Source organism: Streptacidiphilus alkalitolerans (genome assembly GCF_042511045.1).
Taxonomy (GTDB): domain Bacteria; phylum Actinomycetota; class Actinomycetes; order Streptomycetales; family Streptomycetaceae; genus Streptacidiphilus; species Streptacidiphilus alkalitolerans.
The window spans coordinates 210,886-230,934 of record NZ_JBHEZX010000010.1; the positions used below are offsets into that span (position 1 = coordinate 210,886).

Sequence of the window (20,049 nt, forward strand, 5' to 3'; positions counted from 1 at the left end):
CCTCCATCAGGGAGTTGCCACGTGACCAGCGCGACCGCCCATGCGCGGCCCGAGCCCGAGTCCCGGAACGGCTTCAGCAAGGGCCGTGAGGCGTTCCGCAACTGGCGCCGCAGCCGTCCCTTCTGGGGCGGGCTGTTCGTCCTCCTCGCGAGCATCCCGATCATCTACTTCCCCTACAACGACATGAGCGTCGGCGCGCTGCGCATCCATATGGCCACCACGGCCGGCGCGGGTGCGCTGGTCATCGGGCTGCTGCTGCTCGCGCTCGGCATCTCGGTCTGGTTCCAGCCGCTGATCCGGGTCTTCGCGGGCATCGCCGCCATCGTGCTGTCGCTGGTGTCGCTCCCGGTCTCCAACTTCGGAGGGTTCGGGCTCGGCCTGTTCCCCGGGCTGATCGGGGGCGCCCTGGTGTGCTCCTGGGCTCCGATGAAGGTCAAGGAGACCGCTGCCCCGGAGGGGGCCGCCGAGGCGTTCGAGGCGGAGGCCGACAGCGAGTTCGAAGGGCCCGAGTCCAAGCTCTCCGAGCTGATGGAGCCGGAGCAGCAGGAGACCGCGGTGGAGCAGGCCGGGAGGCACGACGGTGGCGAGTGACCCCGAGCGCCCCCGCAGCGCCGGGCGGCACGCGGCCCCTCGGATCACCGTGCGTGGCCGGATGCAGCTCCCGGTGGGCCGGGCCCTGGCGCTGACCGCTGTGCCGACCGCCCTGATCATGGGCTCGCTGGCGCCCAAGTTCGCCTTCGCGGCGGACGCCGCCAAGGCGGCGCCGGTCAGCAGCACGGTGCAGGAGGTCGTCAAGGGCTCCAACGGAGCTGACTGCACGACGCCTTCCGCGGCCCCGACGTCGGCGGCGAAGAGTTCTACGGCGAAGGCTCCGGCGGCGAAGAAGAGCACGACGGCCAAGAGCAGCACGACGGCGAAGAGCAGCACCGGGAAGACCGCCACGACGCCGGAGCAGCACACGGTGCCGACCGCGACGTCGACCCCGAGCGCCACCGCGACGCCGACCCACCGGGCCGCTCCCCCCGCGGATCCGATCAAGACGATCCTGGACGGGCTGGGCGGGCTGCTCGTCCCCAAGGCGACCCAGCCGGCGGCCACCGCGGCGCCCAAGGCCGCTGCGAGCACCCGTGCTGCTGCCGCCCCGACGGCCACACCGACCGCGACGGCCACGCCGACCCCCGACCCGACGGTGAAGGCGACCGCCACGCCGTCCGCGCCGTCGGCGTCCTCGCCGAAGTCGGCGACTCCCTCGTCCAGCGCCTCCGCCAAGGCGCAGGCGAACCGGGTGTGCGACGTCAGCAAGCTGGCCGCACCGATGGACGCCGCGGCGCCGACGGGCGGGATGCCCGCCGTCCCATGGACGCTGAAGACCTCGCGGCTGGCCCTGGGCAACACCCAGTTCTGGGGTGTGAAGACCGTCGACACCGCGGCGGGGCCGGTCCGGGTGCTGAAGTTCACCTCCCAGACGGTCCAGATCGACAACCTGGACATGTCGGCGAACCAGAACGGTCAACTGCTGCACGTCCAGGGCGGTCCGAACACCACGTCCACCATGACCGGCGGGACCGTCACCATGTACGTGACGAGCCTCTCCGGGACCCTCTCCAAGGCCGAGGGGATTCCGCTGGCGGAACTGGGCATCAAGCTGACGCTGACGCCGGACACCCTGCCCGAGTGGCTCTACAACCTGATCGGCTCGGTGCCGATCCCGTTGAACCTGGAGCTGAACGACGCCACCGCGATCCAGGCGGGGCAGTTCGGCGGCAACCTCACCATCCCGGGGATGCACCTGTACTACACGGCGCTGAGCTAGTCACCGCAGGCGCACGGAATGAGGGCCGGTCCGGTGGTTCCCGGACCGGCCCTCCGCCGTTGTGCGGCTCCCGCGATGCGGTCAGCGCCGGCTTCCGTCGGCGCGCTCGCCCAGGTGGTGGACCCGGAGCATGTTGGTGGTGCCCGACAACCCGGGGGGCGATCCGGCGGTGACGATCAGGGTGTCGCCGTCGACGTAGCGGCTGAGGTGGGCCACCGCGTCGTCGACCTGGTCGACCATCTGGTCGGTGGTGTCGACCTGCGGGGTCACGAAGGTCTCCACGCCCCAGCTGAGGGCCAGCTGGTTGCGGGTGGAGGCGTCAGGGGTGAACGCCAGCACCGGGATCGGCGAGCGGTATCGGGACAGCCGGCGAGCGGTGTCACCGGACTTGGTGAACGCCACCAGCGCCTTGGCGCCGAGGAAGTCGCCCAGCTCGCAGGCGGCACGGGCGACCGCGCCGCCCTGGGTGCGCGGCTTGCGGCCGGGGTTGAGCGGCTGCAGGCCCTGCGACAGCATCTCCTCCTCCGCCGCCTCGATGATCCGCGACATGGTCTGCACGGTCTCGACCGGGTACTTGCCGACGCTGGACTCGGCGGACAGCATCACCGCGTCCGCGCCGTCCAGGATGGCGTTGGCGCAGTCGGAGGCCTCGGCGCGGGTGGGGCGCGAGGCGGTGATCATCGACTCCATCATCTGGGTGGCGACGATGACCGGCTTGGCGTTCCGGCGGCACAGCGTGATCAGGCGCTTCTGCACCAGCGGCACCCGCTCCAGCGGGTACTCCACGGCGAGGTCGCCGCGGGCCACCATCACCGCGTCGAAGGCCAGGACGATCTCCTCCATGGCCTCGACCGCCTGCGGCTTCTCGACCTTGGCGATGACCGGCACCCGGATGCCGACCTCGTCCATGATCTTGTGCACGTCGTCGATGTCGGCGGCGTTGCGGACGAAGGAGAGGGCGACCATGTCGACGCCGAGGCGCAGCGAGAACCGCAGGTCCTCCTTGTCCTTCTCGGACAGGGCGGGGACGTTGACGGCGGCTCCGGGCAGGTTGATGCCCTTGTTGTTGGAGAGGACGCCGCCCTCGACGACGCGGGTGACCACGCGGGGGCCGTCGACGCTGACGACCTCCAGGGCGATCACGCCGTCGTTGATCAGGACCGGGTCGCCGGGCTTGACGTCGCCGGGCAGGCCCTTGTAGGTGGTACCGCAGATGTGCTGGTCACCGGGGACGTCCTCGGTGGTGATGGTGAAGGTGTCGCCGTTCTCGACGGTGACCGGGCCGTTGGCGAAGGTCGCCAGACGGATCTTCGGGCCTTGCAGGTCGGCGAGTACGCCGACGGCGCGTCCGGTCGCCTCCGAGGCGGCGCGCACATTGCGATAGCGCTCCTCGTGGTCGGCGGGGACGCCGTGACTCATGTTCAGACGGGCGACGTTCATTCCAGCTTCGATCAGAGCTTTCAACTGTTCGAAGTTGTCCGTCGCGGGACCCAGGGTGCAGACGATCTTGGCTCGGCGCATATGGCTCATTCTATCGGGTCACCTTTCATGGGCATTTTCGAACAAATCGCATGTCTATCCGAGGTCGCTGACGAGGGAGAACGTCTGCCGGGCGATCTCCAGCTCCTCGTCCGTGGGCACCACCGCCACCGCGACCCGGGAGCCCTCGCGGGACACCAGCCGGGGCTCCCGGGAGCGCGCCGAGTTCCGGGCCGGGTCCAGTTCGATGCCCAGCGCTTCGAGCCCCGCCATCGCCGCCGCGCGGACCGGGACGGCGTTCTCGCCCACACCCGCGGTGAAGACGACCGCGTCGACCCGTCCGAGCACCGCGTAGTACCCGCCGACGTACTTGCGCAGCCGGTGCACATAGATGTCGAAGGCCAGCTTCGCCTGCGGGTCGCCCTGGTCCAGCCGGCGGGTGACCTCGCGCATGTCGTTGTCGCCGCACAGGCCGGCCAGGCCGCTGCGGCGGTTCAGCAGGTCGTCGATCTCGTCCACGGACAGGCCGCCGACCCGGTGCAGGTGCAGCAGCACGGCCGGGTCCAGATCGCCCGAGCGGGTGCCCATGACCAGGCCCTCCAGCGGGGTGAGGCCCATCGAGGTGTCCACGCAGACCCCGCCGGCCACCGCGGCGGCGCTGGCGCCGTTGCCGAGGTGCAGCACGATCACATTCACTGATTCGGGTGACTTTCCCAGGAGTTGTGCCGCACGCCTGGACACGTACTGGTGGGATGTCCCGTGGAAGCCGTAGCGGCGGACCGAGTAGCGGTCCGCGGTGGCTGTGTCGATGGCGTAGCGGGCCGCGCTCTCCGGCAGCGTGGCGTGGAAGGCGGTGTCGAACACCGCCACCTGGGGCAGGTCGGGCCGCAGTTTGCGGGTGGTCTCGATGCCGGTGATGTTGGCGGGGTTGTGCAGCGGCGCGAGCGGGACCAGCTCCCTGACCGCCTGCAGCACCTCGTCCGTGATCAGGGTGGGCGCGGTGAAGCGGGTGCCGCCGTGCACCACGCGGTGGCCGACGGCCGCGAGCGCGGGGGAGTCGAGACCGGTGCCGTTCGCGGCGAGCTGCTCGGCGACCAGGTCCAGCGCCGCGGTGTGGTCCGGCACCTCGCCGCCGCCGATGCGTTCCACCAGGCCGGAGCCGAGGCGGGCGCCGTCCGCCATGTCGATCAGTTGGTACTTCACGGAGGAGGAACCGGAGTTGAGCACAAGTACACGGGTGGCACCGGTCATCGGCGCTGCTCCTCTGCTGCCGCGGGCGCGGCGGCCTGCTGCGCCTGGATCGCCGTGATGGCGACGGTGGTGACGATGTCCTGCACCAGGGCCCCGCGGGAAAGGTCGTTCACCGGCTTGCGAAGACCCTGCATCACCGGTCCGACCGCGACCGCCCCGGCCGAGCGCTGGACCGCCTTGTAGGTGTTGTTGCCGGTGTTCAGGTCGGGAAAGATCAGCACGGTCGCCTGCCCGGCCACCTTGGACCCCGGCAGCTTGGTCGCGGCCACCTTGGGCTCGACCGCGGCGTCGTACTGGATCGGCCCCTCGACCAGCAGGTCGGGGCGCAGCTCGCGGACGATCTCGGTGGCCCTGCGCACCTTGTCCACGTCCGCGCCGCTGCCCGAGGTCCCGGTGGAGTAGGAGAGCAGGGCGATCCTGGGCTCCACCCCGAATCTGGCGGCGGTCTCCGCGGACTGGATCGCGATGTCGGCGAGCTGTTCGGCGTCCGGGTCGGGGTTGACCGCGCAGTCGCCGTAGACCAGCACCCGGTCGGCCAGGCACATGAAGAACACCGAGGAGACGATCGCGGCCCCGGGCGAGGTCTTGATGATCTCGAAGGCCGGGCGGATGGTCGCGGCGGTGGAGTGCACCGCCCCGCTGACCATGCCGTCGGCCAGGCCCTCCTGGACCATCAGCGTGCCGAAGTAGCTGACGTCGGTGACCACGTCCTGGGCGGCCTCCACGGTCATGCCCTTGTGCTTGCGGATCTCGGCGTAGAGCTCGGCGAAGCGCTCCCGCAGCGGGGAGGTCGCCGGGTCGATGATCCGCGCCCTGGCGCTCTTGGAGGTCTCGGCCCGGTCCAGGCCGAGGTCGAGGCCCAGGTCGGCGACCCGCTTGCGGACCGCGTCCTCGGCGCCGAGCAGGGTGAGGTGGCAGACGTTGCGGCGCAGCAGCACCTCGGCGGCCCGCAGCACCCGCTCCTCGGTGCCCTCGGGCAGCACCACCTCGCGCAGCTGCGAGCCCCGGGCCCGTTCCAGCAGCTCGTGCTCGAACATCATCGGGGTGACCCGCTCGGAGCGGCTCAGCTCGATCCGGTCGGTCAGCTCGACGGTGTCGACATGCAGTTCGAACAGGCCGAGCGCGGTCTCGGCCTTGCGCGGGCTGGCGGCGGTGAGCTTGCCCTCCAGGGCGGAGAGCCCGGTGGCGGTGGGGAAGCTGCCCTCCTGGACCAGCATCACCGGGGTGCCAGGGGCGAGCCGGGCGGCCAGCTTCATCACGTCCGCGCCGGGGGTCTGACCCATGGTCAGCAGCACCCCCGAGATCGGCGGGGAGCCCGCGGCGTGGGCGGCGAGCGAGCCGATCAGCAGGTCGGCCCGGTCGCCCGGGGTGATCACCATCGCGCCGTCGGAGAGCGCGCCGAGGAAGTTGGGCAGCATGGCGCCGCCGAAGACGAACCTGCGGACGTCCCTGGCCAGCCCGGAGGCGTCACCGAGCAGCACCTCGGCGCCGGTGGTCTCGACGACCTGGGCCACCGTCGGCGCGGACAGGGCCGGCTCGTCCGGCAGCACATAGACCGGGACGTCCAGCCGGCCGGCCAGTCGGCGGGAGACCTCCTGCTTGTCCCGTCCGGCCACCCGGTTGGCGATCATGGCGAGCATGCTGCAGCCCAGGTCGGAGTAGGCCCGGTGGGCGTTGCGCACCTCGGCGACCACGGTGTCGGCGCTGTCCCGGTGGCCGCCGACCACCGGTAGCACCAGGGCGCCGAACTCATTGGCGAGCCGGGCGTTCACCGCCAGCTCGTCCGGGATGTTGGTGCCGGCGAAGTCGGTGCCGAGCACCAGCACCGCCTGGCACTGCCGCTCCAGCGCGTGGAACCGGTCCACCAGCATGCCGACCAGCTCGTCCTGGCCGCGCTCGGCCTGCAGCGCGGCGGCCTCGTCGTAGCTGAGCCCGTACAGGTCCTCGGCGGCGAGGTCGATCCGGTAGCGACCGCGCAGCAGCTCCACCACGTGGTCGGTACGGGTGTGCATCAGCGGGCGGAACACGCCGACCCGGTCGACCTGACGGCTCAGCAGTTCCATCATGCCCAGCTCGACCGCCTGCCGGCCGTCCCCCCGGCCGATACCGGTCACATACACACTGCGCGCCACCGGGGCACTCCGTTCTTTGCCACTTCACCGAGCGCGGGAGCGGACAGCGGAAAACCAGGTCCCGTCAGGCCCGCTCAACGAGCCTACCTTCGCACTGGTGCCCGCGGCTCGCGCGCCGGGGTGGCCAGGGCCGCGGCGGATCCGCAGCCTGCTCAGCCGAGCAGCTGGCCGCGCCAGTGGTCGAACAGCTGCTCGGGGTCGCCGGAGTAGGACCACGGGACCCGGGTGGGCCGGTCGCCCAACTGGCTGAACACCTGCCCGGCCTTGTCCAGCATCCCGGCGAAGACCAGGCCGTGCACCAGCAGGTTGAGGTCGGCGACGTCCTGCGCGTACTCGATGCCGGCCCGGTGGCCGATCCACTGCCGCAGGGTGGTGTGCAGGGCCTGGACCGCCACCTCGTGGGTCCAGTGGTAGGTCAGGCCGACCGCGCCGGGACCCTCGGTCTCGACCCGCTGCCGGTAGTGCTCGGCCCGGGCGGCCTGGGTGAGCGCGGCCAGCGGCGAGCCCAGCGGCGCGAAGGCGGCACTGTCCCTGGCGAAGTTGTACATCTCGCCGTGCGAGCCGTGCCAGCGGGCGGAGAGGTGCCGCAGCACCTGGTGGTGGCCCTCGCGGCTGTAGGGGTCGCGGGCCTGCAACTCGCGCCACCAGTGCCAGACATGCGGATGACCCTGGCCGTAGAGCCGGGCCAGGGTCATCAGGGAGACCCAGGGAACCGGGTCGGAGGGATTCATGTCGGCGGCCTGCAGGCAGATCCGGGCCACCCGGTCGAGCTGCGGCCGGTCCAGGCAGTCCACGGCGGGTGGCGGTGCGCCGTTGCTCCGGTGGGACTCGGAGACGATCGCGAAGATCCGCATCACCTCGGTCTCGGCGCGGAGCGCCAGCGCGTCCGGGTTGTCCGGTTCGGCGCCCTGCCAGGCCTCCACCGTGCGGATCCGGGAGGCGGTGTCGGCGAGCAGCCGGATCCGGTGGGTGCGCCGGTCCCAGTCCCGCCCGGTGTCCCGCAGCAGGTCCCGGGCGCCCTGCCAGCGGCCCACCACCAGGTCCTGGCGGGCGGTGGCCAGGGCCCGGTCGCCGAGGGCCGGGTCGAAGCGGGCGGCGGTGTGGGTACGGCGTCGTGCTCTGGCCATGGGAGAGGACCGCATCTCGTCTGGTTCGGTAGAGCTCGGTAAGGCTCGGTGGAGCTGAGGGCGGCCGGGGCGCGGCTCGGCGGTGAGCCGCGCCCCGGGACCGTCGGTGAGTGGACGTCAGATGTCGGTGGCCAGGCCGTCGCCCGCGGCGGAGGTCACCAGCGCGCTCTCCCCGTACAGGGCGTTGACCTGGTCGGCCGATGCGGCGTCCAGGCGGGTCGCCCCGCTGCGGTAGTAGTCGCTGCCCTTGATCCAGTACCAGGCCATCGGGATCAGGCCGACGGCCAGTGCGCCGAGCCCGATCTCCAGGTCGTGCGGAGCCAGGTTCTTGACGTTCTCCACGAAGGTGTAGCCCATGAAGACCGCGCCGGCCAGCGGCCAGATGCCGATGAAGAACAGGTTGGAGAGCGACTTGGTGAGCAGCTTCCGGTAGGCGACCACCACGGCCAGGCCGGCCAGCGCGTAGTAGAACGCGATCTGCAGCCCGATGGCGTTGAAGCCGTGGAGCAGGATGTGGTTGAACTTGGTCACGTTGTTGGCGGCGATGAACATCGCCAGCGACACCACGACGACCGCGGCGATGGCGACCCACGGGGTCTGCCAGCGGCTGTGGGACCTGCCGAAGGCGGCCGGGAGGGTCTTGTCGCGGCCCATCGCGAACAGCGAGCGGGTGACCTGGATCAGCGTGGTCTCCAGGGTGGCGATGGTGGACAGCATCACGGCGACGACCATGATCTTGCCGCCGACGCCGGACCAGACGCTGTTGCCGAGGACCACCAGGACCGGGTCGCCGTTGCCGGCGATCTGCTTCTGGGTCTCCACGATGTTGATGGCGATGGTGACCATCTCGAACAGGCCGAAGACCGCGATCACGCCGATCAGGCCGCCGTAGCCGGAGTTCTTCCGGCTGTTGCTGGTCTCCTCGCTGAGGTTGGCGGTGACGTCCCAGCCCCAGAAGTAGAAGGCGGCGATCAGGGCGGCGGCGGCGAAGCCGCTGGGACCGCCGAAGTGGCCCCAGCCCCAGAGCCAGGACCAGGAGAAGACCGCGCCGTTGCCGCCGTGCACCAGCGCGGCGATGCCGAAGACCAGCAGGATGACCAGCTCGATCCCGGTCATGATCCACTGGGCGTGCGCGGTGATCCTGGCGCCCAGCGTGACCAGGGCGGCCATCGCCAGGAACCAGAGGGCGCCGACCAGGATGCACAGCGAGGTGTTGTCCGCGGCGGACGCGGAGAACAGCGTCAGCGTGTACTGCCCCGCGGGCAGTGAGCCGATCACCATGAAGATGGTGGCCGAGGCGACCACCGACCAGCCGGCCATGAAGCCCAGCGAGGGGTGCAGCGCCCGGCCGACCCAGGAGTAGCTGGCGCCGGCGTTGACGTCGATCCGGCCCAGGTAGTTGAAGGCCCAGGCGATGCCGAGCATCGGGATGGCGCACCACAGCAGCGCCGCGGGGCCGATCAGCCCGGCCGTGGCCGAGAGGGCGACGGTGGTCGCGGCCAGCGAGTACGCAGGGGCGCTGCCCGCGATGGCCATCACAACGGTGTCGAAGCCGGTGAGGACATTGGCCCGGAGGCCGCCCCGGCTCTCGGTGGACGGAGTGTCCTTGCTCAAGGTGCTCACAGTGTGGTGCCTCTCCAGAGGCCACCGCCGGAAGGCGCGACGCGGGGGGAACGCGGCAGGGAGTACCTCGCGGCGGGGGGTGCGTGCGAAAAGGGGAGCGTGAACGAAGGGGTGCGAACGAAGGGGGAGCGTGAACGGAGGCGTGCCGGTGGCCGGAGGAAGGATTGCCACCTCGGCACCACGGGGATCAGCGCGTGCCACATGGTGCCCGTCCACCTCCTCCGCTGGCAATGGTTCACCGGATTTCGTTCACTGGCCTTCCGGAACTGCGAATTTCGTGGCAAGATCGCTTTTAGGCAACTGAATCCGTTGAGATGGAGGCGTTATATGGCTGAAACATCAAGCGCCGGAGTCGGCCAAGCGCCTCTCTCCGGTACCGACCGGACCCGGCTGCGGCGGATCAGCGAGGAGGGCCGCACCGATCGGGCCGAGCTCCACGCCGTGCTCGCGGCCGGCTTCGTGTGCCACCTCGGCGTGGTGCTGGACGGGGCGCCGATGGTGGTCCCCACCGTCTACGGCGCCACCGCCGACACCCTCTACTTCCACGGCTCGGTCGCCAGCCGCAGCCTGGTCGCCGCCCCGGACGCGACCGTCTGCGTCACCGTCACCCATGTGGACGGGCTGGTGCTGGCCCGCTCGGTGTTCGAACACAGCGTCAACTACCGCTGCGCCATGGTCTACGGCGTCCCCCGGCTGGTCACCGACCCGGAGGAGAAGCTGGAGGGCCTGCGGGTGCTGACCGAGCAGACTGCCCCCGGCCAGTGGGACTACGCCCGCCGCCCCAACCGCAAGGAGCTGGCCGCGACCTCGCTGCTGGCCCTGGACCTCACCGAGGCCTCGGTCAAGATCAGCGAGGACCCGCCGGAGGACGGCGAAGGCCCGGACGCCGCCCTCGGCATCTGGGCCGGCCAGCTCCCCCTGCGACAGAACTGGGGCACCCCGGTCCCCGACCCGGTCCTGCCCGCCGGCATCCCGGTGCCGGCACACATCGTCGGACGGACCTTCTAGAGCTGCCACTCCGCGCGGAGCGCGGACAGAGCCTCGTGGAAGCCGGGGAAGGTCTTTCGGACGCAGGCGGGGTCGTCCAGGGTGACGCCGCCGGGGGTGCGCAGGGCGGTGACGCTGAAGGACATGGCGATGCGGTGGTCGCCGTGGCAGGCGATGGCGGCGGCGTGGGGTTGACCGGGGTGGATCTCGATCCAGTCGCGGCCGGTGCTGACCCGGACGCCCATCGCGCGCAGGTTCTGCTCGCAGGCGGCGAGGCGGTCGCACTCCTTCACCCGGGTGTTGTAGACGTCCTCGATCCGGACCGGTCCGTCCCCGAAGGGGGCGATCGCGGCCAGGGTGGGGACGGTGTCGGAGATGTCGCGCATGTTCACGGTGATCCCGCGCAGCCGCTCCGGGCCGGTGACGGTGACCGAGTCGGCGGACAGCGAGACCTCCGCGCCCATCTGCCGCAGCACCTCGGCGAAGCGGATGTCGCCCTGGAGCGAGTCCGAGCCCAGCCCGGGGATGGTGACGGTGCGTCCGGTCAGCGCGGCGGCGGCCAGGAAGTAGCTGGCGGTGGAGGCGTCCGGTTCGATCAGGTAGTCGGTGGCCCGGTAGGGCTGGGCCGGGACGTGGAAGGTGTCGCCGACCCTGCGGGCGTCGTTGCCGAAGCGCCGCATCATGGCCAGGGTCATCTCCACGTAGGGCACCGACACCAGGTCGGAGACGGTGATGTCGAGGCCGTCGGCGGTGAGCGGACCGGTCAGCAGCAGCGCGGTGAGGAACTGCGAGGACAGGCCCGCGTCCAGGGTCAGCGCGCCGCCCTTGATGCCGTCGGCGCGGACGGTGAGCGGGTGGTGGCCCTCGGCCTGCTCGTGCGTCAGGTCGACGCCGAGTTCGCGCAGCGCCCCGGTGAGCGGCCCGAGCGGGCGGCGCCGCATCTGCGCCGAGGCGTCGAAGCGGAAGGTGCCGCGGCCGGCCGAGACCAGGGCGGGCAGGAAGCGGGCGGTGGTCGCGCCGTCCCGGCAGAAGACGTCCGCCTCGGCGACGGCGGGCCCGGCCGGGCGGCCCTCGACGGTCCAGACGCCGGGCTGCTGGTCGATCCGGTAGCCGAGGGCGCGCAGGCCCTCGGCGAAGCCCTCGCTGTCGTCGGACAGCAGCGGACGGCGCAGCACGGTGCTGCCCTCCGCCGCGGCGGCCAGGAACAGGGCCCGCGCGGTGATGGACTTCGAGCCGGGGATCTCGACGATCGTCATGGGGCCCAGGGTATGAGGTCGGAAACGCGCGGGGGCGGCTCGTCCGGGTTCCGGACGGGCCGCCCAACCGCTGCGCGAGGCGACCGCTCAGGCTGGTGAGAGCCAGATGGTGCCGAGCGGCGGCAGGATCAGCTCGGCGCTGCTGTCGCGGCCGTTCCAGGGGGTCGGGTCGGCCTTGACCGGGTCCGGGTTGCCCACCCCGCCGCCGCCGTAGGCGGAGGCGTCGGTGTTGAGGACCTCCAGCCAGACCGAGTCGTGCACGTCCGGCCGCACCGTCGGCAGTCCGACCCGGTAGTCGGCGCGGACCACCGGGGACAGGTTGGTCACGCTGACCAACGGTCGCCGCTCCTCGTCGAAGCGGACGAAGGAGAACACATTGTCCTCGGCCGCGCCGCCGTCGATCCAGGCGAAGCCGGCCGGGTCGGTGTCCAGCCGCCACAGCGCGGGGGAGTCGGTGTAGATCCGGTTGAGGTCGCGGACCAGGTCCTGGACCCCGCGGTGGTCGGGGGCGGCCGGCCAGTCGTCGCCGAGCACCCACCACTGCGGCCCGGTGTCGTGGTTCCACTCCGCGCCCTGGGCGAACTCCTGGCCCATGAACAGCAGCTTCTTGCCCGGGTGGGCCCACATGTAGGCCAGGTAGGCCCGCATGTTGGCGCGCTGCTGCCACCAGTCGCCGGGCATCTTGGAGACCAGCGAGCCCTTGCCGTGGACCACCTCGTCGTGGGAGATCGGCAGCAGGTAGTTCTCCGAGTACGCGTACACCATCGAGAAGGTCATCTCGTTGTGGTGGTAGCGGCGGTGGATCGGGTCGTGGCTCATGTAGTCGAGCGAGTCGTGCATCCAGCCCATGTTCCACTTCAGCCCGAAGCCCAGGCCGCTGTGCTCGGTGGGCCTGGTGACGCCCGGCCAGGCGGTCGACTCCTCGGCGATGGTGACCACACCGGGGCAGCGCCGGTAGACGGTGGCGTTCATCTCCTGCAGGAAGCCGACCGCGTCCCAGTTCTCCCGGCCGCCGCCGGCGTTGGGGGTCCAGGCGTCGCCCTCGCGGGAGTAGTCCAGGTAGAGCATGGAGGCGACCGCGTCCACCCGCAGGCCGTCCACGTGGTACTCCTGGCACCAGAACACGGCGTTGGCGACCAGGAAGTTGCGGACCTCCTTGCGGCCGTAGTCGAACTCCAGGGTGCCCCAGTCGGGGTGCTCGGCCCGCAGCGGGTCGGCCGGCTCGTAGAGCGGCTGGCCGTCGAACTGGCGCAGGGCGAAGTCGTCCTTGGGGAAGTGCGCCGGCACCCAGTCGACGATCACCCCGATCCCGGCCCGGTGCAGGGCGTCGATCATGAACTTGAAGTCGTCCGGGCCGCCCAGCCGGGCGGTCGGGGCGTAGAAGCCGGAGACCTGGTAGCCCCAGGAGCCGCCGAAGGGGTGCTCCATCACCGGCATCAGCTCGACATGGGTGAAGCCGAGCTCGCTGACGTACGCGGGCAGCGACACGGCCAGCTCACGGTACGTCAGGCCGGGCCGCCAGGAGGCCAGGTGCACCTCGTAGACCGACATCGGCGCGTCGTGCTGGGTGGCGGTCGCGGCGCGGTCGGCCAGCCAGTCCTGGTCCTGCCAGGTGTGGGACGAGGTGTGCACCACCGAGGCGGTGGCCGGCGGGGCCTCGGTGGCCTGCGCCAGCGGGTCGGCCTTCTGCAGCATCCGGCCGTCGCGGGTGGCGATCTCGTACTTGTAGCGGGTGCCCTCGCCGATGCCGGGGACGAACAGCTCCCAGACGCCGCTGCCGCCCAGCGAGCGCATCGGGTGCGCGGCGCCGCTCCAGCCGTTGAAGTCGCCGATCACCCGGACGCCGGAGGCGTTGGGGGCCCAGACCGCGAAGGCGGTGCCGCTCACCCGGCCGATCGTCCGGACGTGCGAGCCGAGGACCTTCCACAGCTCCTCGTGCCGGCCCTCGCCGATCAGGTGCAGGTCGGTGTCGCCGAGCGTGGGCAGCATCCGGTAGCCGTCCTCCTGGACCAGCTCCGCGCCGTCGTAGCTGACCCTGAGCCGGTAGGCCGGGAGGTCGGTGTGCGGCAGCAGGGCGGTGAACAGGCCGTCCTGCTGGTGCGTCAGCTCGTACTGGTCGCCCGGATCGCTCGGGTCGCCGTCCGGCCCGGTCGTCTCCAGGACCACCCGCTCGGCGAAGGGGCGCAGCACCCGGACCGCGGTGCCCTGCGGCACCGGGTGGGCGCCGAGCACGCCGTGCGGGTTGTGGTGCCATCCGCCGACCAGGCGGGTGACCTCGCTCGGGGCGAGCGTGGCGTCCGCCGCGAGCTCGGCCGGGGCGGCCGGGGCCGTGGGGGCGACCGGGGCGGTGGCGGCCGGTTCGGGCTCGGGGCGGAGTGGGGGTGGGGTGACGGCCGGCCGGATCGCCCGGAAGGTGTCCGGCACCTTGGTGCCTCCGGTGCCGCCTGCCGCGGCGGCGGTTGGACGGGTCGGGTCGAGCTTGGTCACGGCCGGTGCCTCCCTGCGATGAGTGATGGACTGGTGGATGGGTCTGGTGGGGGTGGACGTTATGCGGCTGCGGTTAGCGGGTTGTTACCGTCCTGCTGCCTCGGCGAGGCGGCTGATCGCCGACATCGGGATGCCGAGCCACTCGGGCCGGTTGCGGGCCTCGTAGACCACCTCGTAGACGGCTTTGTCGGTCTCCATCGCGTGCAGCAGCACCGGGTCCGCGACCGGGTCCTCCGCGCCGGCCGCCGCGTAGCCGGCGCAGAACGCGGCCCGGTTGCGCAGCGCCCAGGTCGCGGCCAGCGCGGCCAGCCGCGGCCGGGCCGGATCGTCCTGGTCCAGCTCGGTGAGCAGATGCGCCGCGGCGTAGTCGAAGGACCGCAGCATCGCCGCCACGTCCCGGACCGCGGGCTGCGGACGGCGGCGCTCCTCCAGAGTCTTCGCCGGTTCGCCCTCGAAGTCCAGCAGCGACCAGCCGCGCGCCGTCCGCATCGACTGGCCCAGGTGCAGGTCGCCGTGGATCCGCTGGGCCCGCAGCAGCCGCCCGTCGCGGGCGGACGCGGCCAGGGCCTGGAAGATCCGCCGCAGCGCCGCGCGGTACGGGGCCAGCGCCGGGACGGCGAGCACGGCGGCGTCCAGCCGCAGCGCCATCGCGTCGGCCAGCGCCTCGATCTCGGCCCGGTCGAGCACGGTCACCGGCAGGGTCCTGGCCAGCGCAAGGTGCACCTCGGCGGTGGCCCGGCCCAGCAGGAAGGACTCGGCCGAGAAGTTCCCGCTGATGTGGTCGCTTGGCTGCCCTTCCCTGCTGCCCTGCCACTCCGGATCGGTGCGCAGCTGCTGGACGTGGGCCAGCGCGAACTCCCAGCCGTCCTTGCCGCCGTGCAGGAAGCGCTGCAGCAGGCCGAGGGTGGCCGGCTGGTCCGGGGCGTCCGGGAGGTCGCCCTCGTACCAGGCCAGCGGGGCCGGGATGCGGGCGGAGCCGGCCCGGCTGAGCGCCAGCGAGAGTTCGAGGTCGGGGTTGAGGCCCGGGTTGATCCGGCGGAACAGCTTGAGGATGGCGGTGTCGCCGAAGACCACCGAGGTGTTGCTCTGCTCCGCGGTGCCGATCCGCGCGGTCGCCCCGGGGGCGGTGAGGTCGCTCAGCTCGGGGCCGAGCAGGGAGCGGAACCGCAGCGGGCCGAGCCGGCTGTCCTGGGCGGCGTTCTCGCTGGTCATGAAGGTCAGCAGACGAAGTGTCAGGGTCGGGTCGTAGGCCGCGTCATAGGTCAGCAGGCCGTCGTGCGGTCCGCCGCCGATCCGGCCGATCACCGCCGCGCCGGGCAGTTCGGGGACGGCCGACGACCGCGCGCCCAGCAGCAGTTGGTAGAGGTCGTGGCCGGTCCCGCCGTCGCGGGTGTCCTGTTCCACCCGGAGCAGCAGGTGCAGCAGCAGCGGCTCCCCCGGGCGCGGGCCCGGGAGCAGGGTCACTGTCGCCGGGCTGATCGCGGAGATCGCACGGCCCTTGCCGGCGAACCAGCGCTGCCTCGGCAGCCACTCCAGGATCAGCGGCAGGGCGTCCTGGACCAGGGTGCCCAGGTCGGTGCCGCGGACGGCGGTCGCGGACGAAGGGGCCATGGTGCGAGGCCGGGAGGTGTCGGACATGTCTCCCTTTCCCCGGAGTTGCGGCAACCCGGCAGTGGATCGGCCCGAGGGTGGGTCGGGAGCGCTGCCGGGTACGCCAGTCTTCCGGATTCTTTGGGCGTGGGGGCTTCGGCACGCGGCGGCTGACCGGGTGTCACGCCTTTCGAGTGTGTCGGGCTGCGCTGCTCCTGGGGGATGGGCGGATGGGTTCGGTGGTCGGCTACGCCTCCGACGTGCGCAGCCGGAACCAGTAGAAACCGTGCCCGGCCAGGGTCAGCAGGTACGGCAGTTGGCCGATGGCGGGGAAGCGGACCCCGCCGATCAGCTCCACCGGATACCGGCCCTCGTACTCGCGCAGGTCCAGCTCCGTCGGCTGGGCGAAGCGCGAGAAGTTGTTCACGCACATCACGATGTCGTCCCCGCCGTCGGGCAGGGCCAGCGTGCGGACGAAGGCGAGCACCGCGGGGTTGCTGGAAGGCAGCTCCGCGTACGAGCCGAGCCCGAACGCCGGGTTGAGCTTGCGGATCTCGATCATGCGGCGGGTCCAGTGGAGCAGTGAGCTGGTGCTGCTCATCTGCGCCTCGACATTGGTCACCTGGTAGCCGTAGACCGGGTCCATAATCGTCGGCAGGTTGAGCCTGCCCGGGTCGGCCGAAGAGAAACCGGCATTCCGGTCCGGGGTCCACTGCATCGGGGTGCGGACCCCGTCGCGGTCGCCCAGCCAGATGTTGTCGCCCATGCCGATCTCGTCCCCGTAGTACAGGACCGGGGAGCCGGGCAGGGACAGCAGCAGCGCGGTGAACAGCTCGATCTGGTTGCGGTCGTTGTCGAGCAGCGGCGCCAGCCGCCGGCGGATGCCGACGTTCGCCCGCATCCGCGGGTCCTTGGCGTACTCCGCGTACATGTAGTCGCGTTCCTCGTCGGTGACCATCTCCAGGGTCAGCTCGTCGTGGTTGCGCAGGAAGATGCCCCACTGGCAGCCGGACGGGATCGCCGGGGTCTTGGCCAGGATCTCGGCCACCGGGTAGCGGGACTCGCGGCGGACGGCCATGAAGATCCGCGGCATCACCGGGAAGTGGAAGGCCATGTGGCACTCGTCACCGCCCTTCTTGAAGTCGCCGAAGTAGTCGACCACGTCCTCCGGCCACTGGTTGGCCTCGGCCAGCAGCACGGTGTCCGGGTACTCGGCGTCGATCTCGGCCCGGACCCGCTTCAGGAACTCGTGGGTGGCCGGCAGGTTCTCGCAGTTGGTCCCCTCCTCGGTGTAGAGGTAGGGCACCGCGTCCAGCCGGAAGCCGTCGATGCCGAGGTCCAGCCAGAACCGCAGCGCGGCCAGGATCTCCTCCTGGACCGCCGGGTTCTCGAAGTTCAGGTCCGGCTGGTGCGAGAAGAAGCGGTGCCAGAAGTACTGCTTGCGGACCGGGTCGAAGGTCCAGTTGGAGGTCTCGGTGTCGACGAAGATGATCCGGGCGTCCGGGTACTGCTTGTCGTCGTCGGCCCAGAGGTAGTAGTCCCCGTACGGCCCGTCGGGGTCGTTGCGGGAGGCCTGGAACCAGGGGTGCTGGTCGCTGGTGTGGTTCATCACGAAGTCGATGACCACCCGCATCCCGCGCTGGTGCGCGGAGTCGACGAACTCCACGAAGTCGGCCAGGTCGCCGAACTCGGGCAGTACCGCGGTGTAGTCGGCCACGTCGTAGCCGCCGTCGCGCAGCGGGGAGGCGAAGAACGGCGGCAGCCACAGGCAGTCCACCCCGAGCCACTGCAGGTAGTCCAGCTTGGAGGTGAGGCCGCGCAGGTCGCCGACCCCGTCCCCGTTGCTGTCCTGGAAGGAGCGCACCAGCACCTCGTAGAACACGGCGCGCTTGAACCAGTCGGGGTCGCGGTCCTTCTGCGGGGTGTCGGTGAAGGTGTCGGGTACGGGTTCGTTGACGATCACGAGGCGGCCCTCCGGACCGTGAGGATGTGGGCCGGCTGCAGGGACGGGTCGAGCCGGACGTAGTTGTCGACGCCCCAGCGGTACTGCGCACCGCTGAGCCGGTCGTGGACGTCGAGCCGGTCGTGCCAGTCGAGTCCGAGGGCGGGCAGGTCGAGCGAGACCGTGGTCTCGTGGGTGTGGTGCGGGTCCAGGTTGACCACCACCAGCACGGTGTCGTCCCCGTGCTGTTTGGAGTAGGCCAGGACCTGGTCGCTGTCGGTTCGGTGGAACCGCAGGTTGCGCAGCAGCTGCAGCGAGCGGTGCTCCCGGCGCAGCGTGTTCAGGGTGGTCAGCAGCGGGGCCAGGGTGTCGGTACGGGTCCAGTCGCGCGGCCTGAGCTGGTACTTCTCCGAGTCCAGGAACTCCTCGGAGCCGGGCCGCGCCGCCGCGTCCTCGAACAGCTCGTAGCCGGCGTAGATCCCGATGCTGGGCGACAGCGTCGCGGCCAGGATCGCCCGGATCGCGAAGCCGGCCCGGCCGCCGTGCTGCAGGTAGGCGTGCAGGATGTCCGGGGTGCTGGGGAAGAAGTTGGGCCGCATGTACGAGGCGGCCTCGCCGGACAGCTCGGTCAGGTACTCGACCAGCTCCTGCTTGCCGGTGCGCCAGGTGAAGTAGGTGTAGGACTGGTGGAAGCCGACCTTCGCCAGGGTGTGCATCATCGCCGGACGGGTGAACGCCTCGGCCAGGAACAGCACGTCGGGGTCGGTGCGGGCGATCTCGCCGAGCACCGTCTCCCAGAACACCACCGGCTTGGTGTGCGGGTTGTCCACCCGGAAGATCCGGACCCCGTGCTCCATCCAGTACCGGAGCAGCCGCAGGGTCTCGGTGACCAGGCCCTCGAAGTCCTGGTCGAAGTTGATCGGGTAGATGTCCTGGTACTTCTTCGGGGGGTTCTCGGCGTAGGCGATGGTGCCGTCGGCGCGGGTGGTGAACCACTGCGGGTGCTTCTGCACCCAGGGGTGGTCCGGCGAGCACTGCAGCGCGAAGTCCAGGGCGACCTCCAGGCCCAGCTCCCCGGCCCTGGCCACAAAGGCGTCGAAGTCCTCGATGTCGCCCAGGTCCGGGTGGACCGCGTCGTGGCCGCCCTCTGGCGAGCCGATCGCCCAGGGCGAGCCGACGTCGTCGGGTCCGGCCTCCAGGCTGTTGTTGGGGCCCTTGCGGTAGGCGCGGCCGATCGGGTGGATCGGCGGCAGGTAGACCACGTCGAAGCCCATCGCGGCCACCGCCGGAAGCCGCTCGGCGGCGGTGCGCAGGGTGCCGCTGACCGGTGGCCGCAGGCCGGCCCGGTCCACCACCGCCCCCTCGGAGCGGGGGAAGAACTCGTACCAGGAGCCGTAGAGCGCGCGTTCCCGGTCCACCTGGAGCACGCCAGGACGGGAGGCGGACACCAGTTCCCGCAGCGGGTAGCGGGACAGCGCCTGCAGCAGCGGCTCGGCCAGGGCGGCGGCCAGCCGCTGCCCGGCCGGCAGCTCCACCCGGCGCATGGTCGCGGCGGCGGCCAGCAGGCCCGCGCGCCCCTGCCGGACCGGGACGCCGGGGGCGGCGCGCTCCAGCAGCAGCGCGCCCTCCTCCAGCATCAGCTCGGTGTCGATCCCGGCCGGGACCTTGATCTCGGCGTCGTGCCGCCAGGTCCCGAACGGGTCGCTCCAGGCCTCGACGGTGTAGGTCCAGCGGCCGGGGGAGGTGGCCACCACCTCGGCGCCGAGCCGGTCGGTGCCCGGGGCCAGCTCCCGCATCGGGGTCCACGGCCCGACCCGTCCCCTGGGGTCGCGGAGCACCACATTGGCGGCCACGGCGTCATGGCCCTCGCGGAACACCGTCGCGCTGACCTCGAAGGGCTCGCCGACCACGGACTTCGCCGGGTGCAGCCCGCAGTCCACCCGCGGGCTGACGTCCAGGACCGGGATCCGGCCGATCAGCTGCTGGCGCTCGTCCGCGGCGGCCAGGGCCTCGGCCGCCGCCGCGGCCTTGGCGGTCTTCGCGGTTTTTGCTGTCTTGGCTGTCTTCTCAGAGGTCTTCTCCGAGGCCGCGGTCTTGCGCGGGCTCGGGGTGCGCCGGGCGGGTCCGGTGGCTGATCCCTTGCGGGACGGTGTGGTGTCCAACGACTGCTCCTCGCGCGTTTCCCGCATATCCCGCTCCTGACCACGATCCGGCGGTGACCTTTGATCCAGTTCCACGCCTGCCCCGAACGAGTGACCCCGAGAACCTTCCCCCGGACCTGGCTGTCAACCTGGTGAGTGCCCGTCACCGCTATCGTGTCCGCGCCTGCGCCGGAGCGCGCACCGGCGTGCGCGCGCTCCTG

Annotated in this window: 13 protein-coding genes; 3 read left to right on the plus strand and 10 right to left on the minus strand. The window is 71.4% G+C overall.

All coding sequences use genetic code 11. From position 1 onward, the window contains the following. Positions 1 to 21 precede the first annotated feature (21 nt). Both ACEZDG_RS23300 and ACEZDG_RS23305 read left to right on the plus strand, forming a co-directional pair. The gene (locus ACEZDG_RS23300; RefSeq protein WP_380512681.1) at positions 22 to 591 is read left to right on the plus strand and encodes a DUF6114 domain-containing protein; all 570 of its coding nucleotides are present in this window, start codon (positions 22 to 24) and stop codon (positions 589 to 591) included. Beyond that, positions 581 to 1,813, plus strand: a complete 1,233-nt coding sequence (locus ACEZDG_RS23305; protein ID WP_380512683.1) for a hypothetical protein — start codon at positions 581 to 583, stop codon at positions 1,811 to 1,813. The genes ACEZDG_RS23300 and ACEZDG_RS23305 overlap by 11 nt, the downstream gene beginning before the upstream one ends. Before the next feature lie 81 nt (positions 1,814 to 1,894). Here ACEZDG_RS23305 and pyk read toward each other — a convergent pair whose 3' ends face one another. From pyk to ACEZDG_RS23330, 5 genes are all read right to left on the minus strand, one after another. Next, positions 1,895 to 3,334, minus strand: a complete 1,440-nt coding sequence (gene pyk, locus ACEZDG_RS23310; protein WP_380512685.1) for a pyruvate kinase — start codon at positions 3,332 to 3,334, stop codon at positions 1,895 to 1,897. 54 nt (positions 3,335 to 3,388) lie between these two features. Continuing rightward, positions 3,389 to 4,543, minus strand: a complete 1,155-nt coding sequence (locus ACEZDG_RS23315; protein WP_380512687.1) for an acetate kinase — start codon at positions 4,541 to 4,543, stop codon at positions 3,389 to 3,391. Next, positions 4,540 to 6,675, minus strand: coding sequence for a phosphate acetyltransferase (pta, locus tag ACEZDG_RS23320; protein WP_380512689.1), 2,136 nt, complete (start codon positions 6,673 to 6,675; stop codon positions 4,540 to 4,542). The genes ACEZDG_RS23315 and pta overlap by 4 nt, the downstream gene beginning before the upstream one ends. Before the next feature lie 152 nt (positions 6,676 to 6,827). After that, entirely contained in the window at positions 6,828 to 7,802 is a 975-nt protein-coding gene (locus ACEZDG_RS23325) for a hypothetical protein (RefSeq protein WP_380512691.1), read from the minus strand. 117 nt (positions 7,803 to 7,919) lie between these two features. After that, the gene (locus ACEZDG_RS23330) at positions 7,920 to 9,416 is read right to left on the minus strand and encodes an APC family permease (protein ID WP_380512693.1); all 1,497 of its coding nucleotides are present in this window, start codon (positions 9,414 to 9,416) and stop codon (positions 7,920 to 7,922) included. A 336-nt stretch (positions 9,417 to 9,752) separates the two neighbouring features. Here ACEZDG_RS23330 and ACEZDG_RS23335 point away from each other — a divergent pair, with 336 nt between their 5' ends. Further along, positions 9,753 to 10,433 (plus strand): pyridoxamine 5'-phosphate oxidase family protein, encoded by a 681-nt coding sequence (locus ACEZDG_RS23335; RefSeq protein WP_380512695.1) that lies wholly within the window; start codon positions 9,753 to 9,755, stop codon positions 10,431 to 10,433. Here the strand turns inward: ACEZDG_RS23335 and aroA are convergent. From aroA to ACEZDG_RS23360, 5 genes are all read right to left on the minus strand, one after another. After that, on the minus strand, positions 10,430 to 11,668 hold the full coding sequence (gene aroA, locus ACEZDG_RS23340; RefSeq protein ID WP_380512697.1) for a 3-phosphoshikimate 1-carboxyvinyltransferase: 1,239 nt from the start codon (positions 11,666 to 11,668) through the stop codon (positions 10,430 to 10,432). The two genes, ACEZDG_RS23335 and aroA, sit on opposite strands and share 4 nt — an antisense overlap. Before the next feature lie 87 nt (positions 11,669 to 11,755). Beyond that, positions 11,756 to 14,182: a 1,4-alpha-glucan branching protein GlgB gene (glgB, locus tag ACEZDG_RS23345; RefSeq protein ID WP_380512849.1), complete on the minus strand. Its 2,427-nt coding sequence runs from the start codon at positions 14,180 to 14,182 to the stop codon at positions 11,756 to 11,758. 57 nt (positions 14,183 to 14,239) lie between these two features. Further along, positions 14,240 to 15,793, minus strand: coding sequence for a maltokinase N-terminal cap-like domain-containing protein (locus ACEZDG_RS23350; RefSeq protein ID WP_380512699.1), 1,554 nt, complete (start codon positions 15,791 to 15,793; stop codon positions 14,240 to 14,242). Positions 15,794 to 15,992: 199 nt separating this feature from the next. Next, complete coding sequence (gene treS / locus ACEZDG_RS23355; RefSeq protein WP_380512700.1) at positions 15,993 to 17,708, minus strand: maltose alpha-D-glucosyltransferase; 1,716 nt, start codon at positions 17,706 to 17,708, stop codon at positions 15,993 to 15,995. Beyond that, a complete protein-coding gene (locus ACEZDG_RS23360) occupies positions 17,705 to 19,666 on the minus strand; it encodes an alpha-1,4-glucan--maltose-1-phosphate maltosyltransferase (protein ID WP_380512851.1) in 1,962 nt (653 codons plus the stop codon). Before ACEZDG_RS23360 ends, treS begins: the two co-directional genes overlap by 4 nt. Positions 19,667 to 20,049: the final 383 nt, after the last annotated feature.